This window comes from Butyricicoccus sp. AM32-19 (assembly GCF_003480365.1).
GTDB lineage: Bacteria > Bacillota > Clostridia > Oscillospirales > Butyricicoccaceae > Agathobaculum > Agathobaculum butyriciproducens.
This window is the reverse complement of sequence record NZ_QUIX01000005.1, coordinates 27,946-43,616: the sequence shown is the minus strand read 5'-3', so window position 1 is coordinate 43,616 and position 15,671 is coordinate 27,946. Positions and strand designations below refer to the sequence as shown.

Genomic DNA, 15,671 nt, shown 5'->3' with positions numbered 1-15,671 from the left:
ACGACGTTTAAGCGGTGTTTCATCTGGTCCGAGTGACAGGATTCGAACCTGCGGCATCCTGCTCCCAAAGCAGGCGCGCTACCAACTGCGCTACACCCGGATAGTATTGTGAGCGCCCCGTATTCCGAGGAACCGAGGCGCTTGATGGTGCCGGTGACCGGACTCGAACCGGTACGCTGTCGCCAGCGGTGGATTTTGAGTCCACTACGTCTACCAATTCCATCACACCGGCATAACATAGTTATTATATCGTAAATCGCACCGGTTGGCAAGAGGAATTTTTCGAAAAGGGTATTTTTCTTTCACTGCTGCAAAAGATAACAGCCATTCCCGTGGGAATGGCTGTTATCTTTTAAAACAAATGTGCAACGCCAATTACACCCTGAGAACCGAGCAGCATAATAAAGCCTGCAACAATTACGCCGCACAGAATCGAAGTCAGCGCCTTGGTTTTCGGCATTTTGAGCAGCGTTGCAATCAATGCACCCGACCATGCTCCGGTGCCCGGCAGCGGGATCGCCACAAAAAGGAACAGACCCAGCCGTTCATACCGGGTGACCTGACCGGTCTTTCCGAGCAGCTTTTCTCGGTACTTGGTGGCAAAGCCGGAAAGCGGGCCGAGCGAGCACACCCAGTCCAGCAGCTTTTCGCCGAAGAACAGCAAAAACGGGATCGGGATCATATTGCCGATCACAGCCAGCGGGATCAGCTCGATCGCCGGCACGCCTGCGACCGCGCCCAGCGGGACCGCACCGCGCAATTCTACCAGCGGAACCATGGAGATGAGCACAACCGCCAGTTCACGGCCTGCGCCCATCAGCCAGTTGAATAACGATGAAAACACGATTTTTTCCTCCTGACAAGTGTTCTATGGTAAACAGCGAATATTCACACAGATATACTTGTTAATGATACCCTATTCCGCATACAAACGCAAGCGCTGCAATCGTAAAATCTGTGTAAAATAATTTGACGCACCCCTCGCGAGCGGTTATACTGAATATATAAAGGAGGGGATCTCCATGCCGCGAGGACAAAAAGACGCTGCCTTTTACGACAGCGCGGCTCTGCTTGTGCTTTCTCTGCTTGAGGAGGCGGACAAGACCGGTTTTCAACTGCTGCATGAGGTGGAATGCCGCTCAGACTGCGCGTTTGCCATCCGCGAAAGCCGCCTGTATCCCCTGCTGCACGGACTTGAGGCACGCGGCGATGTCCGCTCCTGTGAACGGCAGACCGAGGACGGCACGCACCGTTTTTACCGGCTGACCCGTCAGGGCGTGAAAACGCTCACCTGCTGCCGGGAACAGTGGAAAACCTGCCGCAAGCCAATCGGAGGTGGCGCCTGTGTCACCAAATAAGCTGATTGCGCCGTACCTGCACCGCGTGTGCCGGCATCTCCTGTGGCCGCCTTACCGTGCCCGCGTTCGGCGGGAGCTGACCGACCATATTCTCAGCCGCGCGGAGGAGCTGCGCTGCCGCGGCAGCCTCACACAGGAGCAGGCTGTGCGTCAGGTGCTGCGCGCACTTGGTGATCCGGATGTGCTGGGAAAGGCTCTGCGGCAGGCGCGTCTGCCGCTTGCACGGGTAGTGTACAACGTGATTTCCGCCACTGTATGGATTGCCATTCTGCTCTGTGCGTTATATCTGACAATTTACCTGCTGTAAACAGCACAAAAGCGTTCTGTATGAGATTTACAGAACGCTTTCTTTAGGCAATACCGCATAGCGGTGTTGCCTGAGGCTGTCGAAAAACTAACGTTTTCCGAGCATCCTCTCGCTCGAAACCACGCTTTCGAGCGAATACCGAAGAAAAACCGCGCCCTGCGGGCACATTTTTTCTTCCCTTGTATAAATTCCGAGATACATGCTCCCGGAATTTATGAATTTGCTCCGCAAATTCTATTTTATGCGTGCTGCCGCACGAAGCGTAAAAATTAAAATAATATTTTTTTGACAGACTGAGGCAATACCGCATAGCGGTGTTGCCTTTATTTTCTTGCACTGTGCAGCAGCCACAGCTTGCCGAGAGTCTGCACCAAGCACGCCACAAGGATGACGCCGAACGCCATCGCGCCCGCCTCCTCGATGAACAGCGTACCGTATCGAGCAAAGCCTGCCGTGTCGCCCTGCACGAGCGCAAGCGTCGTGTAATACAGGTCGCCGCCCGGAATCAGCGGCACCAGCATAGGCACGAGCAGCGTGATGACAGGCGCTTTGAGCAACCGCGCGAGCACCTCGGCCAGTGCGGCCGTTGCCAACGTAGAGACAAAAAACGCGGTCACGCGGTTATCATACCACTGCATCGCCAACAGATATACACCCCAGTTTACCGCAGCACCCAGCATGATCGTAATCAGGCGGCTGCCGGAAATATGAAACAGCAGTCCGAAGCCGAGCGCACTAATCATCGCCATGACAATCTGCAGGAGGATTTCACCTGTCATACGGCACCGCCCCCAGTCTGCATGAGCACGAGCGCGCAGCCTGCCGCGATAGCAAGCGCTCTCAAAACCGCTTCAAACGCGCTGAGCAGTCCGGTAATGGTGTCACCCACGAAAATATCGCGCATGGAGTTGACGAACGGAATGCCCGGAATCAGCAGCATGATGTTGCCGATAATGATATAGTCCAGATTCTGTCCCATGCCGGTTTTTACCGTGAGAGCCGCTGCCGCGCACATCGCCGCCGAGCTGACCATGGTCAGCACCAGCGGCTGCAGCGAAATCCGATCGCCGAGCACGCCGATGACATACAACAGCACGCTGCACAGCATGGCGGCAGCGCCGTCTCTCCAGGTGCCGCCGAAGAACACAGCGAACGAGCCTGACGTGATCAGATACGCCAGCGGCAGCCGGCAGCGCAGCTTATCCGGTGCGGTGCGTATCGCCTCCAGCCGTGCGTGCAATTCCTCCGGCGGAACAGGATTCACACATACCTCGCGCGACAGCTCGTTGACCGCCTCAATGCAGCGCATATCGGTTCCGCGCCGCAGAATGCGGCGCGTCTGCGTGATCACCTGATCGTCCGCCGTCCGTACCGTTACTGCCATGCTGGCCGTGATGGTCAGCACATCCGCTCGTACAAAACCGTAGGCGCGTGCCAGACGGCGCATGGTATCCTCTACGCGGGCTGCCTCAGCACCTGAGGTCAGCAGCAGCTCTCCCGCATCCAACACAGCGGAAAGTGTCTGCTCCGGTCGGTCCATTAAACCACGCTCCTCTCATTACAGCAGCGGCGCGAACAGACGCAGCACGCTTGCCGTGATCGACCGAATCCACGGCATTCGGCGCAGCCATTCATCGTCAATCCGGCGGCTGACATTGATGGTCTCTATAATATCCTGCTTAACAGCGGCAACGACCGAACTGTTGTAGAAGCAGGTCGCGCACTCGAAGTGCAGGAAGAATGAGCGGAAATCCATGTTGATTGTACCGACCACCGCCGTATCATCATCGGACACGATGGTTTTCGCGTGCAGAAAGCCCGGTCGGTACTCATAAATCTTCACACCCGCTCGGTGCAGCTGCTGATAGTACGAACGTGTGATCATGTACACCAGCTTTTTATCCGGGATGCCCGGCGTCAGGATGCGCACGTCCACGCCGGACTGCGCCGCAATGGTCAGCGCCGTAATCATCTCGTTGTCCAGCACAAGGTACGGCGTGGTGATATAAACGTACTTTCGCGCGTTATGGATGATCTGCAGGTAGGTGGATTCACCGATATTGATGTCGTCGAGCGGTGAATCCGCAAACGGCTGCACATAGCCGTCTGCCGGCAGCTTGGCGGTCGGCAGATAGTTTTCGAGCGGCGGCATGTCCTCGCCGGTGACATACTCCCACATCTGCAGGAACAGGGCGGTCATATTGGCTGTTCCCTCACCTCGCAGCATGATGCCGGTGTCCTTCCAGTAGCCGAAACGCACCTTTTTGTTGATATACTCATCCGCCAGATTGATACCGCCCATATAACCGACATTGCCGTCAATAATCGTCATCTTGCGATGGTTGCGGTAATTGAGATAGGTGTTCAGCGTCGGGATAAAGCGGTTAAAGCGCACCGCGTGAATGCCGAGGCTCATCAGATAGCGGTCGTAGTCTTTCGGCAGCGTGCAGATCGAACCAACGTCGTCGTACAGCACGCGCACATCCAGTCCGGTGGCCGCCTTCTCCCGCAGGATATCAAGGATCGTATCCCACATTATGCCTTCTTCGATGATGAAATACTCCAGAAAGATGAACTTCTGTGCGTGGCGCAGCTCCTCACACATGGAGTCAAACATTTCCTCGCCGACACGGAAATATTTCGTCTCCGTGTTGGTCCACACCGGCATACCGTCCAGCGTCTCGATGTAACGGGCGCGTGCTGCATGACGCGGATGCTGCTCGATCAGCTCCTTTGTAGCAGGTGTACGCATATAGTCGGTGAAATCCGGCGGTTTCGGCTCGTACTGATGTTGGGTACGCGCCCGATTGAGCGGCGTATTGCCCCAGAACAGATAAAACAAGCCGCCGAACAGCGGCAGCAGCACAATAACCAGTATCCATGTTATCTTGTACATCGGGTTGTCGTACTTACGCACCAGCCAGATGACAATGATAACGCTCAGCACGGTCAGTGCCGGTGTCAGCCAGTGATATTCCATACTTGCCCAGCTTACGCCGAACATAACGATTGCCAGCTGCATCAGCAGCAGAAATCCGCCGACAACGCGTCGGTCGCCAAGCAGCTTGCCTACTTTTCTGCGCATCATAATCTCTCCCTTCCCTGCACAGCGCAGTCCTTCCATAGACTATAATCATATCGCACAAGGTATAAAAAGTCAACGCGTCTGCGTTGCTCTCCGGTTAAATATGTGCTACACTAAAAGTAACATTTTCGTAAACCACCGTTAATCATACAGGAGGATCATCCATGCCCCATATTTCCGTGCCCGCCGCCGAACTGAACACGCGGCTCGACCGTCTGCGCTGTGCCATGACCGAGAAGGACCCTGCGTGGTCCATGCTTCTGCTCGACAACACGCTCGACATGTACTACTTCACCGGCACCATGCAGGATGGCGCACTTGTCGTGACACCCGATCAGGCTACGCTGTTCGTCCGCCGCTCGTTTGATGTTGCAAAGGACGAATCCGCCTTTGCAGACATCCGTCCGATGGGCAGCTTCCGCGGCATCAAGGAGGTCTATCCGGATATTCCGGAGACCGTCTACGTTGCCGCAAAGACCATGACGCTGCAAAAGCTCTCCATGCTGAACAAGCATCTGCCGTTTGCACCCAAGCCGATGGACGGCGTGCTCAGCGCGCTGCGCTCGGTCAAGAGCGCGTATGAGCTTGACTGTATGCGCGAATCCGGCAGACTGCACCGCTATGTCATCGAGGGACTTGCTCCGGCGTTCCTGCGCGAAGGCGTCAGCGAAGCACGCCTGTGCAGCGAGATCTGCACCGCCATCGTGGACCGCGGCGGCATGGGTATCTCGCGCTACAATCAGCCGGCAGCTGAGGACGTGCTCGGCATTGCCAGCTTCAGCGAAAACAGCCTGTGTCCCACCGCGCTGGACAGTCCCTCCGGCTGTATCGGCACCTCGACCGCAATGAAGTCCATCGGCTCGTCTGAGCGCAAGCTGCACGAAGGCGACACCGTCCTGCTGGACATTCCGTGCGGCTGGCGCGGCTACCATACCGATAAGAGTATTACGTTCTACTACGGCGAGCTGGACAAGCATCCGCAGAGCGGCGTGATCCGTGCGGCGCACGAGCAGTGCATTGCGCTGGAGAACGAAACTGCATCTCTCCTTCGCGCCGGTGCCGTTCCGGCTGAGATTTACGAGAAGATCCTCTCTCTCGTCGATCCTGCGTTCCGCGAAGGCTTTATGAACGGCTGCAAGTTCCTCGGCCACTCCATCGGTCTGACAATGGACGAAACACCGGTTCTCGCCAAAGGCTTCTCGGCTCCGCTCGAGTCCGGCATGACGCTTGCCGTTGAGCCGAAGATCGCGATTCCGGGTGTCGGCCTCATCGGCTGCGAAAACACCTATGAGATCACCGCAGACGGTCCTGCGCAGTCGCTCACCGGCGCATGCGACACGCTGTTCGAGGTACTCAATCAGTAATCTATACAAAAATATCCGCTCTCTGTTTGTACAAAGAGCGGATGTTCTCTTTTCACTCCTCTTTTGCATCCGGCATAGAATGGCGCAAAGGAGGTTTTTGCTTATGAATCAATCGACGACTCTCGCCGTCGTCGGCGGTGATGTGCGTCAGGCGTATTTAGCCGAGCTGCTGCACGAAGCAGGCCACACCGTGCGCACATTTGCACTCGAGCGCCGTCCCGCCGCAGGCTGCACGGCTGTAAGCGACCTGCAGGCGTGCCTTGACGATGCACGCGCGGTCATTCTGCCTATGCCGGTGCAGATGGGAGACGGCAGCCTGAACGCGCCGCTTGCCAATGCACAGCACACGATCGGCGATGTACTCGATACCATTCCCGCCGGAACACTGACGCTGGCCGGTGCCGTGCCTTTTTCCGTACACGCCCGCGCGGTGCAGAACGGACTGACACTCATCGACTACTTATCCCGCGAGGAGCTGGCGATCCGCAACGCGGTACCTGCCGCATTTGCAAAAAGCACAGGCTGTCCGGTTACAGGCGGCAGGCTTCCTGCCGGAGATACTCCACGAGAGCCGCACAGAATTCGCGGTTGCTCGGCGGCTCCTTATCCTGTGCACGCGCTTCACCGAAATACCTGGCAAGCACGGCTTTATCACACTTATCCCATGCGCGGTGAACGGCGTAGCGCATATTGCGCTCCACATTACTGCCTTCGCTGTTCAGCTGCTGCGCGACACTGTGATAAATGATCTTGGTAATGCTGGCACCGTTGGTCTCCCGATACAGGCACACGGTCAGCAATGCACACTGATAGCCGATCGTCTGCTCGCGCATACCCAGCTCACGCAGGATCTGGGCCAGCCGCTGCTCCACCGTGTCTCCCCGACTGGTACAGGTGACCGCCAGCTTGATGCGCTCATACAGTGCATCCGCGCAGATTGGCTTACGCAGCAGCACGTTAATGTGCAGCAGGCTGCACTCCACATAGGTCTGACCGCCGATGAACGAGCTGAGCAGGATAATGCTCGTATCCCACATCTTATTCTGTCTCATCCATGACGCAACGGCAAAGCCGTCTGCATACGGCAGGTCGGTATCCAGCACGACCATATCCGGCGTTTTTTGTCGAATCATTTCCCACGCCTTCGTGCCGTTCGACGTACTGCCGACAAGCTCCAGCTCATTGCTCGCCTGCATAAGCTGTTTTGTCTGTTTCAGCAGAGACTCGTCCGCACACGCCAGTAAAATACGCATTTTGCCTTGTTTGATCTTCATTTACTGCTTTCCCCGGCTTTCTCTATCTTATGCCGATTTACGGATTACATCTTATTTTTACATATTCAGCGCGTCCGCGCAAGCGGATATCCCTGCTTTTTCCCGCATATTTATCGACAATTTTCGACAAGACCGCGTTTTTTCTGTCGAATGTCCGGTTTTCTCTCTGTCGGGCAGGGATTCCGCGCTTCTTGGTGAAACCGCATAATCTCTCTATCAAAACCATGTTTTGCTGCTTTTACACTTGCATAAACGGCAAAAATACGCTATACTATCGTTTGTGCCGTTCGGCACTTTGCTTCCGGATATGGAATGACAGTTCGAAACCATCCTGTCGTAAAACAAAACTAGGGACAACGAAACAGAAAAATTTTAAGGCAATACCGCATAATTGAACAAGAGTGATTTGCGAGTAAATTTTGCGTACTGACGAGGCACAGTTTTGCGGTAATACTTGATGTATTACCGTGAAACTTCGGCAGCGCGGACGGAACTCGCGCAAGGAACCGAAGCCAAAGTCAGGTCACAAAATTTCCGCAAAGCACCGTAGTCTTAATTGTGCGGTGTTGCCTTAGGTTTCCAATCAACGTTGTTGTGTGCATTATTTGGAGGTGAACGAAATATGGTAAAAGAAAACATGAGCAAGGTTCAAAAACTGACCGTTTCTGCTATGGTGATGGCACTTTACGTTGTTGTGCTGTACTTTACGCAGAGCTTCTCTTTCGGTGCGTACCAGATCCGCATTGCGACGGCTCTGTATGCGCTCGCTTACCTGTTTCCGTTCCTGGTTTTGCCGCTTGGTTTCGCTAATTTCATTGCCAACTTTCTGTTTGGCGGACTCGGTCTGCTGGACTGGTTCGGAGGCTGCTTCGTCGGTATCATCGTTACCGCGATCATCGTGCTCATCCGCCGCAAGGGCTGGAGCCGCTGGCTGATGATCCTCCCGATCATCCTTGTGCCCGGTCTCGGCGTATCGAGCTATCTGAGCTATCTGCTGCACGTTCCGTATTCTGTACTTGCCACCAGCCTGTGCATCGGTCAGTCCGTACCTGCGGTCTGCGGTGTCGTTCTGGTGAACGTACTGCAGCGCGCACTGTATCCCAAGGCAACTAAGGCTAGTTAATGTAAGGAGAATGCAACCATGACCGGAAGAAATAAAGAAGAACTGAACGGCGTCACGCTGCTCGGCAGCCAGAAGAACAAGTATCCCTCGGACTACGCGCCCGAAATGCTGGAGACTTTCCCGAACAAGCATCCGGACAACGACTATTTTGTCAAATTCAACTGCCCGGAGTTCACCAGCCTGTGCCCGATGACCGGCCAGCCGGACTTTGCTACCATTTATATCTCCTATGTGCCCGGCGAGCGCATGGTAGAGAGCAAGTCGCTCAAGCTGTATCTGTTCAGCTTCCGCAACCACGGCGATTTTCACGAGGACTGCGTAAACATCATTATGAAGGATCTCATCCGTCTGATGGACCCGAAGTACATTGAGGTCTGGGGCAAATTTACGCCGCGCGGCGGCATCTCGATCGACCCGTACTGCAACTACGGCAAGCCCGGCACCCGCTGGGAGGAGGTTGCATTCGAGCGTCTCACCCACCACGATCTGTACCCGGAGAAGGTGGACAACCGATGAGCGAAAAGGCAATGGTCCTGTGCAGCGGCGGCGTGGACAGCACGACCTGTCTTGCGCTTGCCATCGAGAAGCACGGCAAGGAGAATGTGTGTGCGCTGTCCATTTACTACGGTCAGAAGCACGTTAAGGAGATCCAGGCTGCAAAGGCGGTTCTCGAATACTACGGCATCGAGGGCACGTCTCTCGACCTGACGCCGGTGTTCGCGTACAGCGACTGCTCGCTGCTTTCCCACTCGACTGAGGACATCCCCGAGGAATCCTACGCCGAGCAGCTCGCGCAGCGCGGCGGCAAGCCGGTTACGACCTATGTGCCGTTCCGCAACGGTCTGTTCCTGTCGGCAGCGGCAAGCGTTGCGCTGTCCAAGAACTGCAGCGTGATTTACTACGGTGCACATCACGACGATGCCGCCGGCAATGCCTATCCCGACTGCAGCGAGGAATTCGTAAATGCGATGAACCACTCCATCGTACTCGGCTCGGGCGGTGATGTCCGCATCGAGGCTCCGTTCGTGCGTTGGAACAAGGCGCAGATCGTTGCCGAAGGTCTGCGGCTGCAGGTTCCCTATCAGCTGACGTGGAGCTGCTACGAGGGCGGTGACAAGCCGTGCGGCAAGTGCGGCACCTGTCTGGACCGCATCCGCGCGTTCGAGGCCAACGGCGTGACCGACCCCGCAATGAGGTAAAACAAAAGACTGCTGTTTCATCGGAGACAGCAGTCTTTTTCTATCCATCTTGACTTTTTCCTATAAGAATGCTATGATTATAGCCGTTAACCTTATTTTGAGGAGTCCATGCTATGATTTATCTCGATTATGCCGCCCATGCACCCGCGGACCCTGCGGTGCTGGAGCGATTCTGCGATATAGAACGCCGGTTTCCGGCCAACCCGAACTCGGTACACGCGGCGGGCAAAGCCGCCCGCGAGGAAATGGCGCGCGTCACCGAGCAGATTGCGGCGCTGACCGGCGCGTCCCCTGCCGAGGTCATCTTTACCTCGGGTGCGACCGAGGCGAACAACCTCGCCATCAAGGGCATCGCACAGGCGTCACGGCATATCGGCAAGCATATCATCTCCACACCGCTCGAGCATTCCTCGGTCAGCGGTAGCCTGACCGCTCTGCAGGAGCGCGGCTGGGAGATCGACCTGCTCTCCATCGGACGGGACGGCACGGTTGACCCGGAGGAAGTGCGCGAGCTTCTGCGTCCGGATACCGTTCTCGTTGCCATCTGCGCGGTGGACAGCGAGCTTGGCACCATTCAGCCGGTAAACGAAATCGCAGCGCTGCTGGCTGACCATCCGAACTGCCGTCTGCACGTTGACGCAACGCAGGCCATCGGCCGTATTCCGGTGGACTTTTCCGGCATCGACACGCTGAGCTTTGCGCCGCACAAGTTTGGCGGCATCTGCGGCAGCGGCGTGCTGCTCAAGCGCAGCCGTATGCCGCTCGAACCGCAAATGAACGGCGGTGCCAGCACGACGCTGTACCGCAGCGGCACGCCCGCACTCGGTCTGGCGGCTTCGTCCGCACTGGCACTGCAGCTGGCATGCGATGAGCGTGAGAGCCGCTGTGCGGTCGTTCAGCGCCACAGCGAACGGCTTCGGAAGGCACTTGCGGCGTATCCCGCGGTGCATATCAACAGCCCGGAGCACGCCGTGCCGCATATCCTCAATCTGAGCGTCAAGAATGTGAAAGGCACCGTATTTCAGCGCGCGCTGTCCGAAAAAGGCGTGTGCGTATCGGTCAAATCCGCCTGCTCGGCGGACGGACTTCCCTCCCGGGCGGTGTTCGCTGTCAGCCGCGACCGGCGCAATGCGCTGTCCTCGTGGCGCATCAGCCTGAGCCACCTCACCACAGATGCGGAAATCCACGAATTTCTGGCCGTTTTCGACGCGTGCTATCACGAGTTAGTCAAGTAATACAGGGAGCATCATTATGAAACGAGATTTACAGCCGCACGAGCTGATCGAGCGTAGTATCATCAAAAAATTTCGCAAGACCATCTGGAACCCGTTTACACTGGCGATCCGTCAGTATCAGCTGATTCAGCCGGGCGACAAAATTGCCGTGTGCATTTCGGGCGGCAAGGATTCCATGCTGATGGCCAAGCTGATGCAGCTGCTCCAGCGGTACAGCGAGGTGCCGTTCGAGGTGGTTTTCCTCGTTATGGACCCCGGCTACAACGAGATCAACCGCAATAAAATTGAGAGCAACGCCGCACTGCTGCATATCCCGATCACCGTGTTCGAGACCGATGTTTTCGCGGTTGCCAACAACAGTGAGAAGAACCCGTGCTACCTGTGTGCGCGGATGCGCCGCGGCTATCTGTACAGCAAGGCGCAGGAGCTTGGCTGCAACAAGATCGCGCTCGGCCACCACTTCAACGATGTCATTGAAACGACCGTGATGAGTATGTTCTATGGCTCGCAGATGCAGGCCATGCTGCCCAAGCTGCACAGCACCAACTTTGCAGGCATGGAGCTGATTCGTCCGCTGTACTGCATTCACGAGGAGGATATCCTCGCGTGGAAGCAGTATAACGACCTCGAATTTATCCAGTGCGCGTGCCGCTTCACCGAAAACTGTACGATGTGCGACAACGGCGGAGGCGGTTCCAAGCGACAGGAGGTCAAGATTCTGCTGCGCCATCTGCGCCGCGACAACCCGAATATTGAGCGCAGCATTTTCAACAGTATCCACTCGGTAAATCTGGATATGATGCCCGGTTACAAGACCGGCGGCGTGCTTCACTCGTTCCTCGATGATTACGACGAACGCGGAAAGAAAAGCGAATAGTGTTCAGCCGTCCGTGCGTTGCACGGACGGCTTTTCTCTGCCCGAAAGGTCGAAATACAGCGGTTCGGACACGCCGTGCAGATGTACAGTCAAGCCCTCCCCCGTTACAGTGATATGATCGAGCAGCGCACTGTAAACCGTGTTACTGTACAGCTTTTTCCGTAAAATCGTACAGAATCGCTGCCTTTCAGCGCGTGTGATATCAGGTATCGCGCGTAAGGTCTGCCGCAATACCACCTCTATATCGATTGGCAAATCCTGCGTGATTTGCTTCATGCAGTCCAGCAAAATTCGATTCCCAACTGCCGGAGCCGCACACGCTGCCACGCCGTGCTGCACCCGTTTCCCGCACACCCATCGCAGACCACCGTCCGCCTGTGCGCCCCTGCGCGGCACAAACCGACTGCCGCACCGTCCGCAGACCACTTTTCCGGAGCACCAGTACCGCGCGGAGGGTCGGCTGCCGGCTTTGCGGGTTGCCTGCCGGCGGTCGAGTTCCCGCCGCACAGCTTCGAACATCGAGCGCGGCACAATCGCCTCGTGATGATCCCGCAGGTAGACCTGCGGCGACTGCCCTTCATTTTTCACCTTGCGGTGATCAAGGAAATCCGGCGTGCAGCTTTTGCGCTGCAGAAGATCGCCGCAGTATTTCTCGTTGCGGAGCAGCCGCAGCACCATCGTAGACGACCACGATTTTCCTTTTCCGCTTGGCGGCGGAATGCCCCCGGCGGTCAGCTCCCGTGCGATGATGTAAGTGCCTTTGCCGTCCATCAAGAAACGGCGGTACACCTCGCGGACGACTGCCGCCTGCTCGGGATTCACTGTCAATTCCCCACCCCGCAGGGAAAACCCGTAGATATTATCGCATCCGAACACCACACCACGCTCCATCGAGCGCTGCTGCCCCCACTTGACGCGCTCAGAGATTTTGCGGCTCTCCTCCTGCGCTACGCTTGCCATTATGGTAAGCCGGAATTCACCGTCATTCTGGCGGGTGTCGATATGATCTCCAATGAATACAATACCGACTCCCTGACGGCGCAGCAGCCGCGTGTACGCGAGCGTGTCAACCGTATTTCGGGCAAAGCGTGAGACCTCTTTAGTTAAAATCAGGTCAATTTCCCCTTCTGCTGCCGCTGCCAGCATGCGCCGAAAGGCAGGCCGGTCGGACGAGGTGCCGGACAGACCCTCGTCCGCATAAACCTCCACAAGCTCCCAGTCCGGCTGGCGGCTGATGTACTCCGAAAAATACCGCCGCTGATTCTCCAGCGAGTTTCTCTGGTCCTCCTGCGAGGTGGAAACGCGGCAATAGGCGGCCACGCGCAGCATGTCAGCGGCCTGCGCACAGCAGCTCGAGCACCAGCTCCAGACGCTCGGGCGGCAGCACGCCTTCCGCGTGCAAAGCGCGGAGCAGACCCTCGATCATGCCGCGCGAAACAGCAGCCTGCTCCTGTTCGGTCAATTTCATGGCTATCCCTCCTTCGCTTGCAGTCTATGCGAAGGCAAACCCGTTTATGCGCCAAACCGCTAACGCCTTCCCTACCTGCGAGGGAGCACTTCAGCTCGCGATGGAGCAAACTGCGTTCACGCTGCAAAATGCACGCTGTCTGGTGATTGGTGCTGGACGGATCGGCATGCTTCTTGCACGCAAATTGTACGCTCTCGATGCACAGGTCACAGTCTCCGCACGCTGTACGCGTGATTTTGCACGCATCGCCGCCGCAGGACTGCACGCACTGGATACACGCAGGCTCGCCGGTCACCTTGCCGGTTTTGACCTGATTTTCAACACCGTACCCGCTCCGATCCTGACAACCGAGGTACTATCCGACATGAAACCGCCCTGCTTCATCATTGATCTTGCATCTCTGCCGGGCGGTGTTGCCGCCGATACCCTGCTTCCGGATGGCTGCCGCGTGCTGCACGCGCTGTCTCTTCCGGGCAAGGTAGCACCGCTCAGCGCTGCACGCGCGATATTCGATACCGTGGACACCATTCTGCACGAGGAGGGCATCTTATGAGCAAACTCCGCATTGGCTTTGTACTGACCGGTTCGTTCTGTACCTTTTCCAAGGTCATGCCGGTTATACAAGCACTCATCGAGCGCGGCGACACGGTCACGCCGATTCTGTCCGACAGCGCCGGTACACTCGACACCCGCTTTGGCACAGCCGCGCACTGGCGCGAGGAGCTGACCACACTCGCCGGCATCTCCCCTATCGACAGCATTGTTTCCGCCGAGCCGATTGGACCGAAGGCGCTGTTTGATATACTAATCGTTGCTCCATGCACGGGCAATACGCTCGCCAGACTGGCGCACGGTCTGACGGACACGCCTGCAACCATGGCGGTCAAAAGCCATCTGCGCGGAGAACGTCCAGTCGTGCTGGCGGTCTCCACCAATGACGGTCTGTCCGGCAGCGCCGCAAATCTCGGCACGCTGCTTAATCGCCGGCATTACTATTTCGTACCGCTGCGGCAGGATGCACCGCATAACAAGCCGCGCTCGCTTGTCGCAGACATGACGCTGATTCCCGCCGCCATTGACGCGGCCATGAACGGCAGACAGCTTCAGCCCATCCTGCTTGCACCCAACGTATAAAAATCCCGCAGAGCTGACACTGAATCGTGACAAGTAATTATTGTGCCGCAAAGAACGGTGTGACCGTGAAAGTCACGCCGTTTTTTCTATGATCCCGGGCTCTGCCGATACGGAGATTGCCACCTCGTCCATGAAATTGAATAAGTTTGCTTTTGATAAACAGCAAAAGACAACCGCCCCTTCCTTTCGGAAATGGGCGGTTGTCTTTGCGTTTGTGATCCTTGCACACCTGAATCCGCCGGCTATCCGCAATACGACTGCATTCGTTCCTTATCACGGTTAAGCCAGCATTCTGCAGGACTTTTCTTATGATTCTTTGCCTTCCGGCTCCTTGCCGGTGGCAAATGTGATCGCACGGCTGCAGTTGGTAATCTGCACATTGTGCAATGCACCGCCGAACTCGCCGTCCAGCGTCCACGTTACCTCGTCATCGGACGAAAAACTGATTTTTGACGTGCGGAAGTACGCGAAGCGGTTAGATTCGACATTATGCGTCAGCAGGTCATTCGCCAGCCACTGCAGCTCCATCGGATTTTCGACCGGGTAAATGAGCAGCACCTCGTACAGTCCGTCATCCAGCGCCACGCCATCCGGCCGGATGGTCTTAAAGCCGCCGACCGACACCGTGTTTGTCACCATACCGTAGATGAAATCATCCTCCATCTGCGTTTCCGCGCTGTTCACGCGGATGTGGTAGGTTTTGATGTTGGTCAGCGCCTTAATGCCCTCGATGATATACGCAGCACGCCCGAAAATGTTCTTGGTCTGCTGCGGTGTCTCGTAAGAGACCTCGGTAAACGCGCCGAACGCCGCAACATAGTTAAAATAGCGATCGTTGAAGCGGCCGATGTCCAGCGCCTGCAGCGTATCGCCTGCCGCAATAACCGCCGCCTCAGCGGGCACCTTGGAAATGCCCAGACTGAACGCGAAGTCGTTTGTCGTACCGGCAGGCACATAACCGAGAACCGGACGGGTCTCCGCCTGCATAAGACCGGTAATCACCTCATTCAGCGTACCGTCACCGCCTGCACACACAATGCGATCGAACTCGCCCGCACGCTCCCGCGCAACACGCGTTGCATCCTGCGCACCCTGCGTGATATAAATCGTCACATCATATCCTGCCTGCTGAAATGCGGTTACGCAGCCGATGATCTTTCCGCTCATTGCACCGCGTCCCGCATGCGGATTGAGTATCCACAGCATTCTCTTCATGTTTCATCACCTTCCGGTTTTGTTCATAAATA

The 15,671-nt window shown here is 56.5% G+C and carries 18 protein-coding genes, 2 tRNA genes and 1 pseudogene; 11 read left to right on the top strand and 10 right to left on the bottom strand.

Annotated features, from left to right (window positions below):
* Positions 1–24: 24 nt before the first annotated feature.
* The 3 genes from DW806_RS06055 to DW806_RS06045 form a co-directional block, all read right to left on the bottom strand.
* A tRNA-Pro gene (locus tag DW806_RS06055) sits at positions 25–100 on the bottom strand.
* 45 nt (positions 101–145) lie between these two features.
* A tRNA-Leu gene (locus DW806_RS06050) sits at positions 146–232 on the bottom strand.
* Positions 233–352: 120 nt separating this feature from the next.
* Positions 353–844, bottom strand: coding sequence for a COG2426 family protein (locus DW806_RS06045; protein ID WP_227109541.1), 492 nt, complete (start codon positions 842–844; stop codon positions 353–355).
* Positions 845–1,022: 178 nt separating this feature from the next.
* Here DW806_RS06045 and DW806_RS06040 point away from each other — a divergent pair, with 178 nt between their 5' ends.
* Together DW806_RS06040 and DW806_RS06035 are read left to right on the top strand one after the other, a co-directional pair.
* A complete protein-coding gene (locus DW806_RS06040; protein ID WP_110436934.1) occupies positions 1,023–1,358 on the top strand; it encodes a PadR family transcriptional regulator in 336 nt (111 codons plus the stop codon).
* Complete coding sequence (locus DW806_RS06035) at positions 1,345–1,665, top strand: permease prefix domain 1-containing protein (protein WP_118358757.1); 321 nt, start codon at positions 1,345–1,347, stop codon at positions 1,663–1,665. Before DW806_RS06040 ends, DW806_RS06035 begins: the two co-directional genes overlap by 14 nt.
* A 323-nt stretch (positions 1,666–1,988) precedes the next feature.
* On the opposite strand, the gene DW806_RS06030 is transcribed toward DW806_RS06035, so the two are convergent.
* Genes DW806_RS06030 through cls form a run of 3 tightly spaced genes read right to left on the bottom strand, consistent with a single transcriptional unit; the run spans position 1,989 to position 4,753 of the window.
* Complete coding sequence (locus DW806_RS06030; protein WP_118729438.1) at positions 1,989–2,444, bottom strand: threonine/serine exporter family protein; 456 nt, start codon at positions 2,442–2,444, stop codon at positions 1,989–1,991.
* A complete protein-coding gene (locus tag DW806_RS06025) occupies positions 2,441–3,205 on the bottom strand; it encodes a threonine/serine exporter family protein (protein WP_118729437.1) in 765 nt (254 codons plus the stop codon). Before DW806_RS06025 ends, DW806_RS06030 begins: the two co-directional genes overlap by 4 nt.
* An 18-nt stretch (positions 3,206–3,223) precedes the next feature.
* Complete coding sequence (gene cls, locus DW806_RS06020; RefSeq protein ID WP_243022657.1) at positions 3,224–4,753, bottom strand: cardiolipin synthase; 1,530 nt, start codon at positions 4,751–4,753, stop codon at positions 3,224–3,226.
* A gap of 161 nt (positions 4,754–4,914) precedes the next feature.
* On the opposite strand from cls, the gene DW806_RS06015 reads away from it, so the two are divergent.
* Both DW806_RS06015 and DW806_RS16050 read left to right on the top strand, forming a co-directional pair.
* Complete coding sequence (locus DW806_RS06015) at positions 4,915–6,114, top strand: M24 family metallopeptidase (protein ID WP_118729435.1); 1,200 nt, start codon at positions 4,915–4,917, stop codon at positions 6,112–6,114.
* Positions 6,038–6,517: pseudogene (locus DW806_RS16050) on the top strand (dipicolinate synthase subunit A N-terminal domain-containing protein); the annotation flags it as partial. The gene DW806_RS06015 and the pseudogene DW806_RS16050, both read left to right, overlap by 77 nt.
* Positions 6,518–6,644: 127 nt before the next feature.
* Here the strand turns inward: DW806_RS16050 and DW806_RS06005 are convergent.
* On the bottom strand, positions 6,645–7,388 hold the full coding sequence (locus tag DW806_RS06005; RefSeq protein WP_118729433.1) for a sporulation initiation factor Spo0A C-terminal domain-containing protein: 744 nt from the start codon (positions 7,386–7,388) through the stop codon (positions 6,645–6,647).
* Between the two features lie 622 nt (positions 7,389–8,010).
* Here DW806_RS06005 and DW806_RS06000 point away from each other — a divergent pair.
* From DW806_RS06000 to DW806_RS05980, 5 genes are all read left to right on the top strand, one after another.
* Positions 8,011–8,511 (top strand): QueT transporter family protein, encoded by a 501-nt coding sequence (locus DW806_RS06000; protein ID WP_199677276.1) that lies wholly within the window; start codon positions 8,011–8,013, stop codon positions 8,509–8,511.
* Between the two features lie 18 nt (positions 8,512–8,529).
* Positions 8,530–9,027 (top strand): preQ(1) synthase, encoded by a 498-nt coding sequence (gene queF, locus DW806_RS05995; protein WP_118285179.1) that lies wholly within the window; start codon positions 8,530–8,532, stop codon positions 9,025–9,027.
* Positions 9,024–9,710, top strand: coding sequence for a 7-cyano-7-deazaguanine synthase QueC (gene queC, locus DW806_RS05990; RefSeq protein ID WP_118285180.1), 687 nt, complete (start codon positions 9,024–9,026; stop codon positions 9,708–9,710). Before queF ends, queC begins: the two co-directional genes overlap by 4 nt.
* Before the next feature lie 113 nt (positions 9,711–9,823).
* The gene (locus DW806_RS05985) at positions 9,824–10,945 is read left to right on the top strand and encodes a cysteine desulfurase family protein (protein WP_118729432.1); all 1,122 of its coding nucleotides are present in this window, start codon (positions 9,824–9,826) and stop codon (positions 10,943–10,945) included.
* A gap of 16 nt (positions 10,946–10,961) precedes the next feature.
* Entirely contained in the window at positions 10,962–11,822 is an 861-nt protein-coding gene (locus DW806_RS05980) for a tRNA 2-thiocytidine biosynthesis TtcA family protein (RefSeq protein ID WP_118729431.1), read from the top strand.
* A 3-nt stretch (positions 11,823–11,825) separates the two neighbouring features.
* Here DW806_RS05980 and DW806_RS05975 read toward each other — a convergent pair whose 3' ends face one another.
* Together DW806_RS05975 and DW806_RS15160 are read right to left on the bottom strand one after the other, a co-directional pair.
* Positions 11,826–13,151, bottom strand: coding sequence for a recombinase family protein (locus DW806_RS05975; RefSeq protein ID WP_118729430.1), 1,326 nt, complete (start codon positions 13,149–13,151; stop codon positions 11,826–11,828).
* Between the two features lies 1 nt (position 13,152).
* Positions 13,153–13,290: a hypothetical protein gene (locus DW806_RS15160; protein ID WP_158574396.1), complete on the bottom strand. Its 138-nt coding sequence runs from the start codon at positions 13,288–13,290 to the stop codon at positions 13,153–13,155.
* A gap of 100 nt (positions 13,291–13,390) precedes the next feature.
* Between DW806_RS15160 and DW806_RS05970 the strand changes: the two genes are divergently transcribed.
* Both DW806_RS05970 and DW806_RS05965 read left to right on the top strand, forming a co-directional pair.
* Positions 13,391–13,843, top strand: coding sequence for an NAD(P)-dependent oxidoreductase (locus tag DW806_RS05970; RefSeq protein ID WP_158578305.1), 453 nt, complete (start codon positions 13,391–13,393; stop codon positions 13,841–13,843).
* The gene (locus tag DW806_RS05965; RefSeq protein WP_118729428.1) at positions 13,840–14,424 is read left to right on the top strand and encodes a dipicolinate synthase subunit B; all 585 of its coding nucleotides are present in this window, start codon (positions 13,840–13,842) and stop codon (positions 14,422–14,424) included. The genes DW806_RS05970 and DW806_RS05965 overlap by 4 nt, the downstream gene beginning before the upstream one ends.
* A gap of 306 nt (positions 14,425–14,730) precedes the next feature.
* Here the strand turns inward: DW806_RS05965 and DW806_RS05955 are convergent, their stop codons facing one another.
* On the bottom strand, positions 14,731–15,639 hold the full coding sequence (locus tag DW806_RS05955) for a diacylglycerol/lipid kinase family protein (protein ID WP_118729426.1): 909 nt from the start codon (positions 15,637–15,639) through the stop codon (positions 14,731–14,733).
* Between the last annotated feature and the right edge of the window lie 32 nt (positions 15,640–15,671).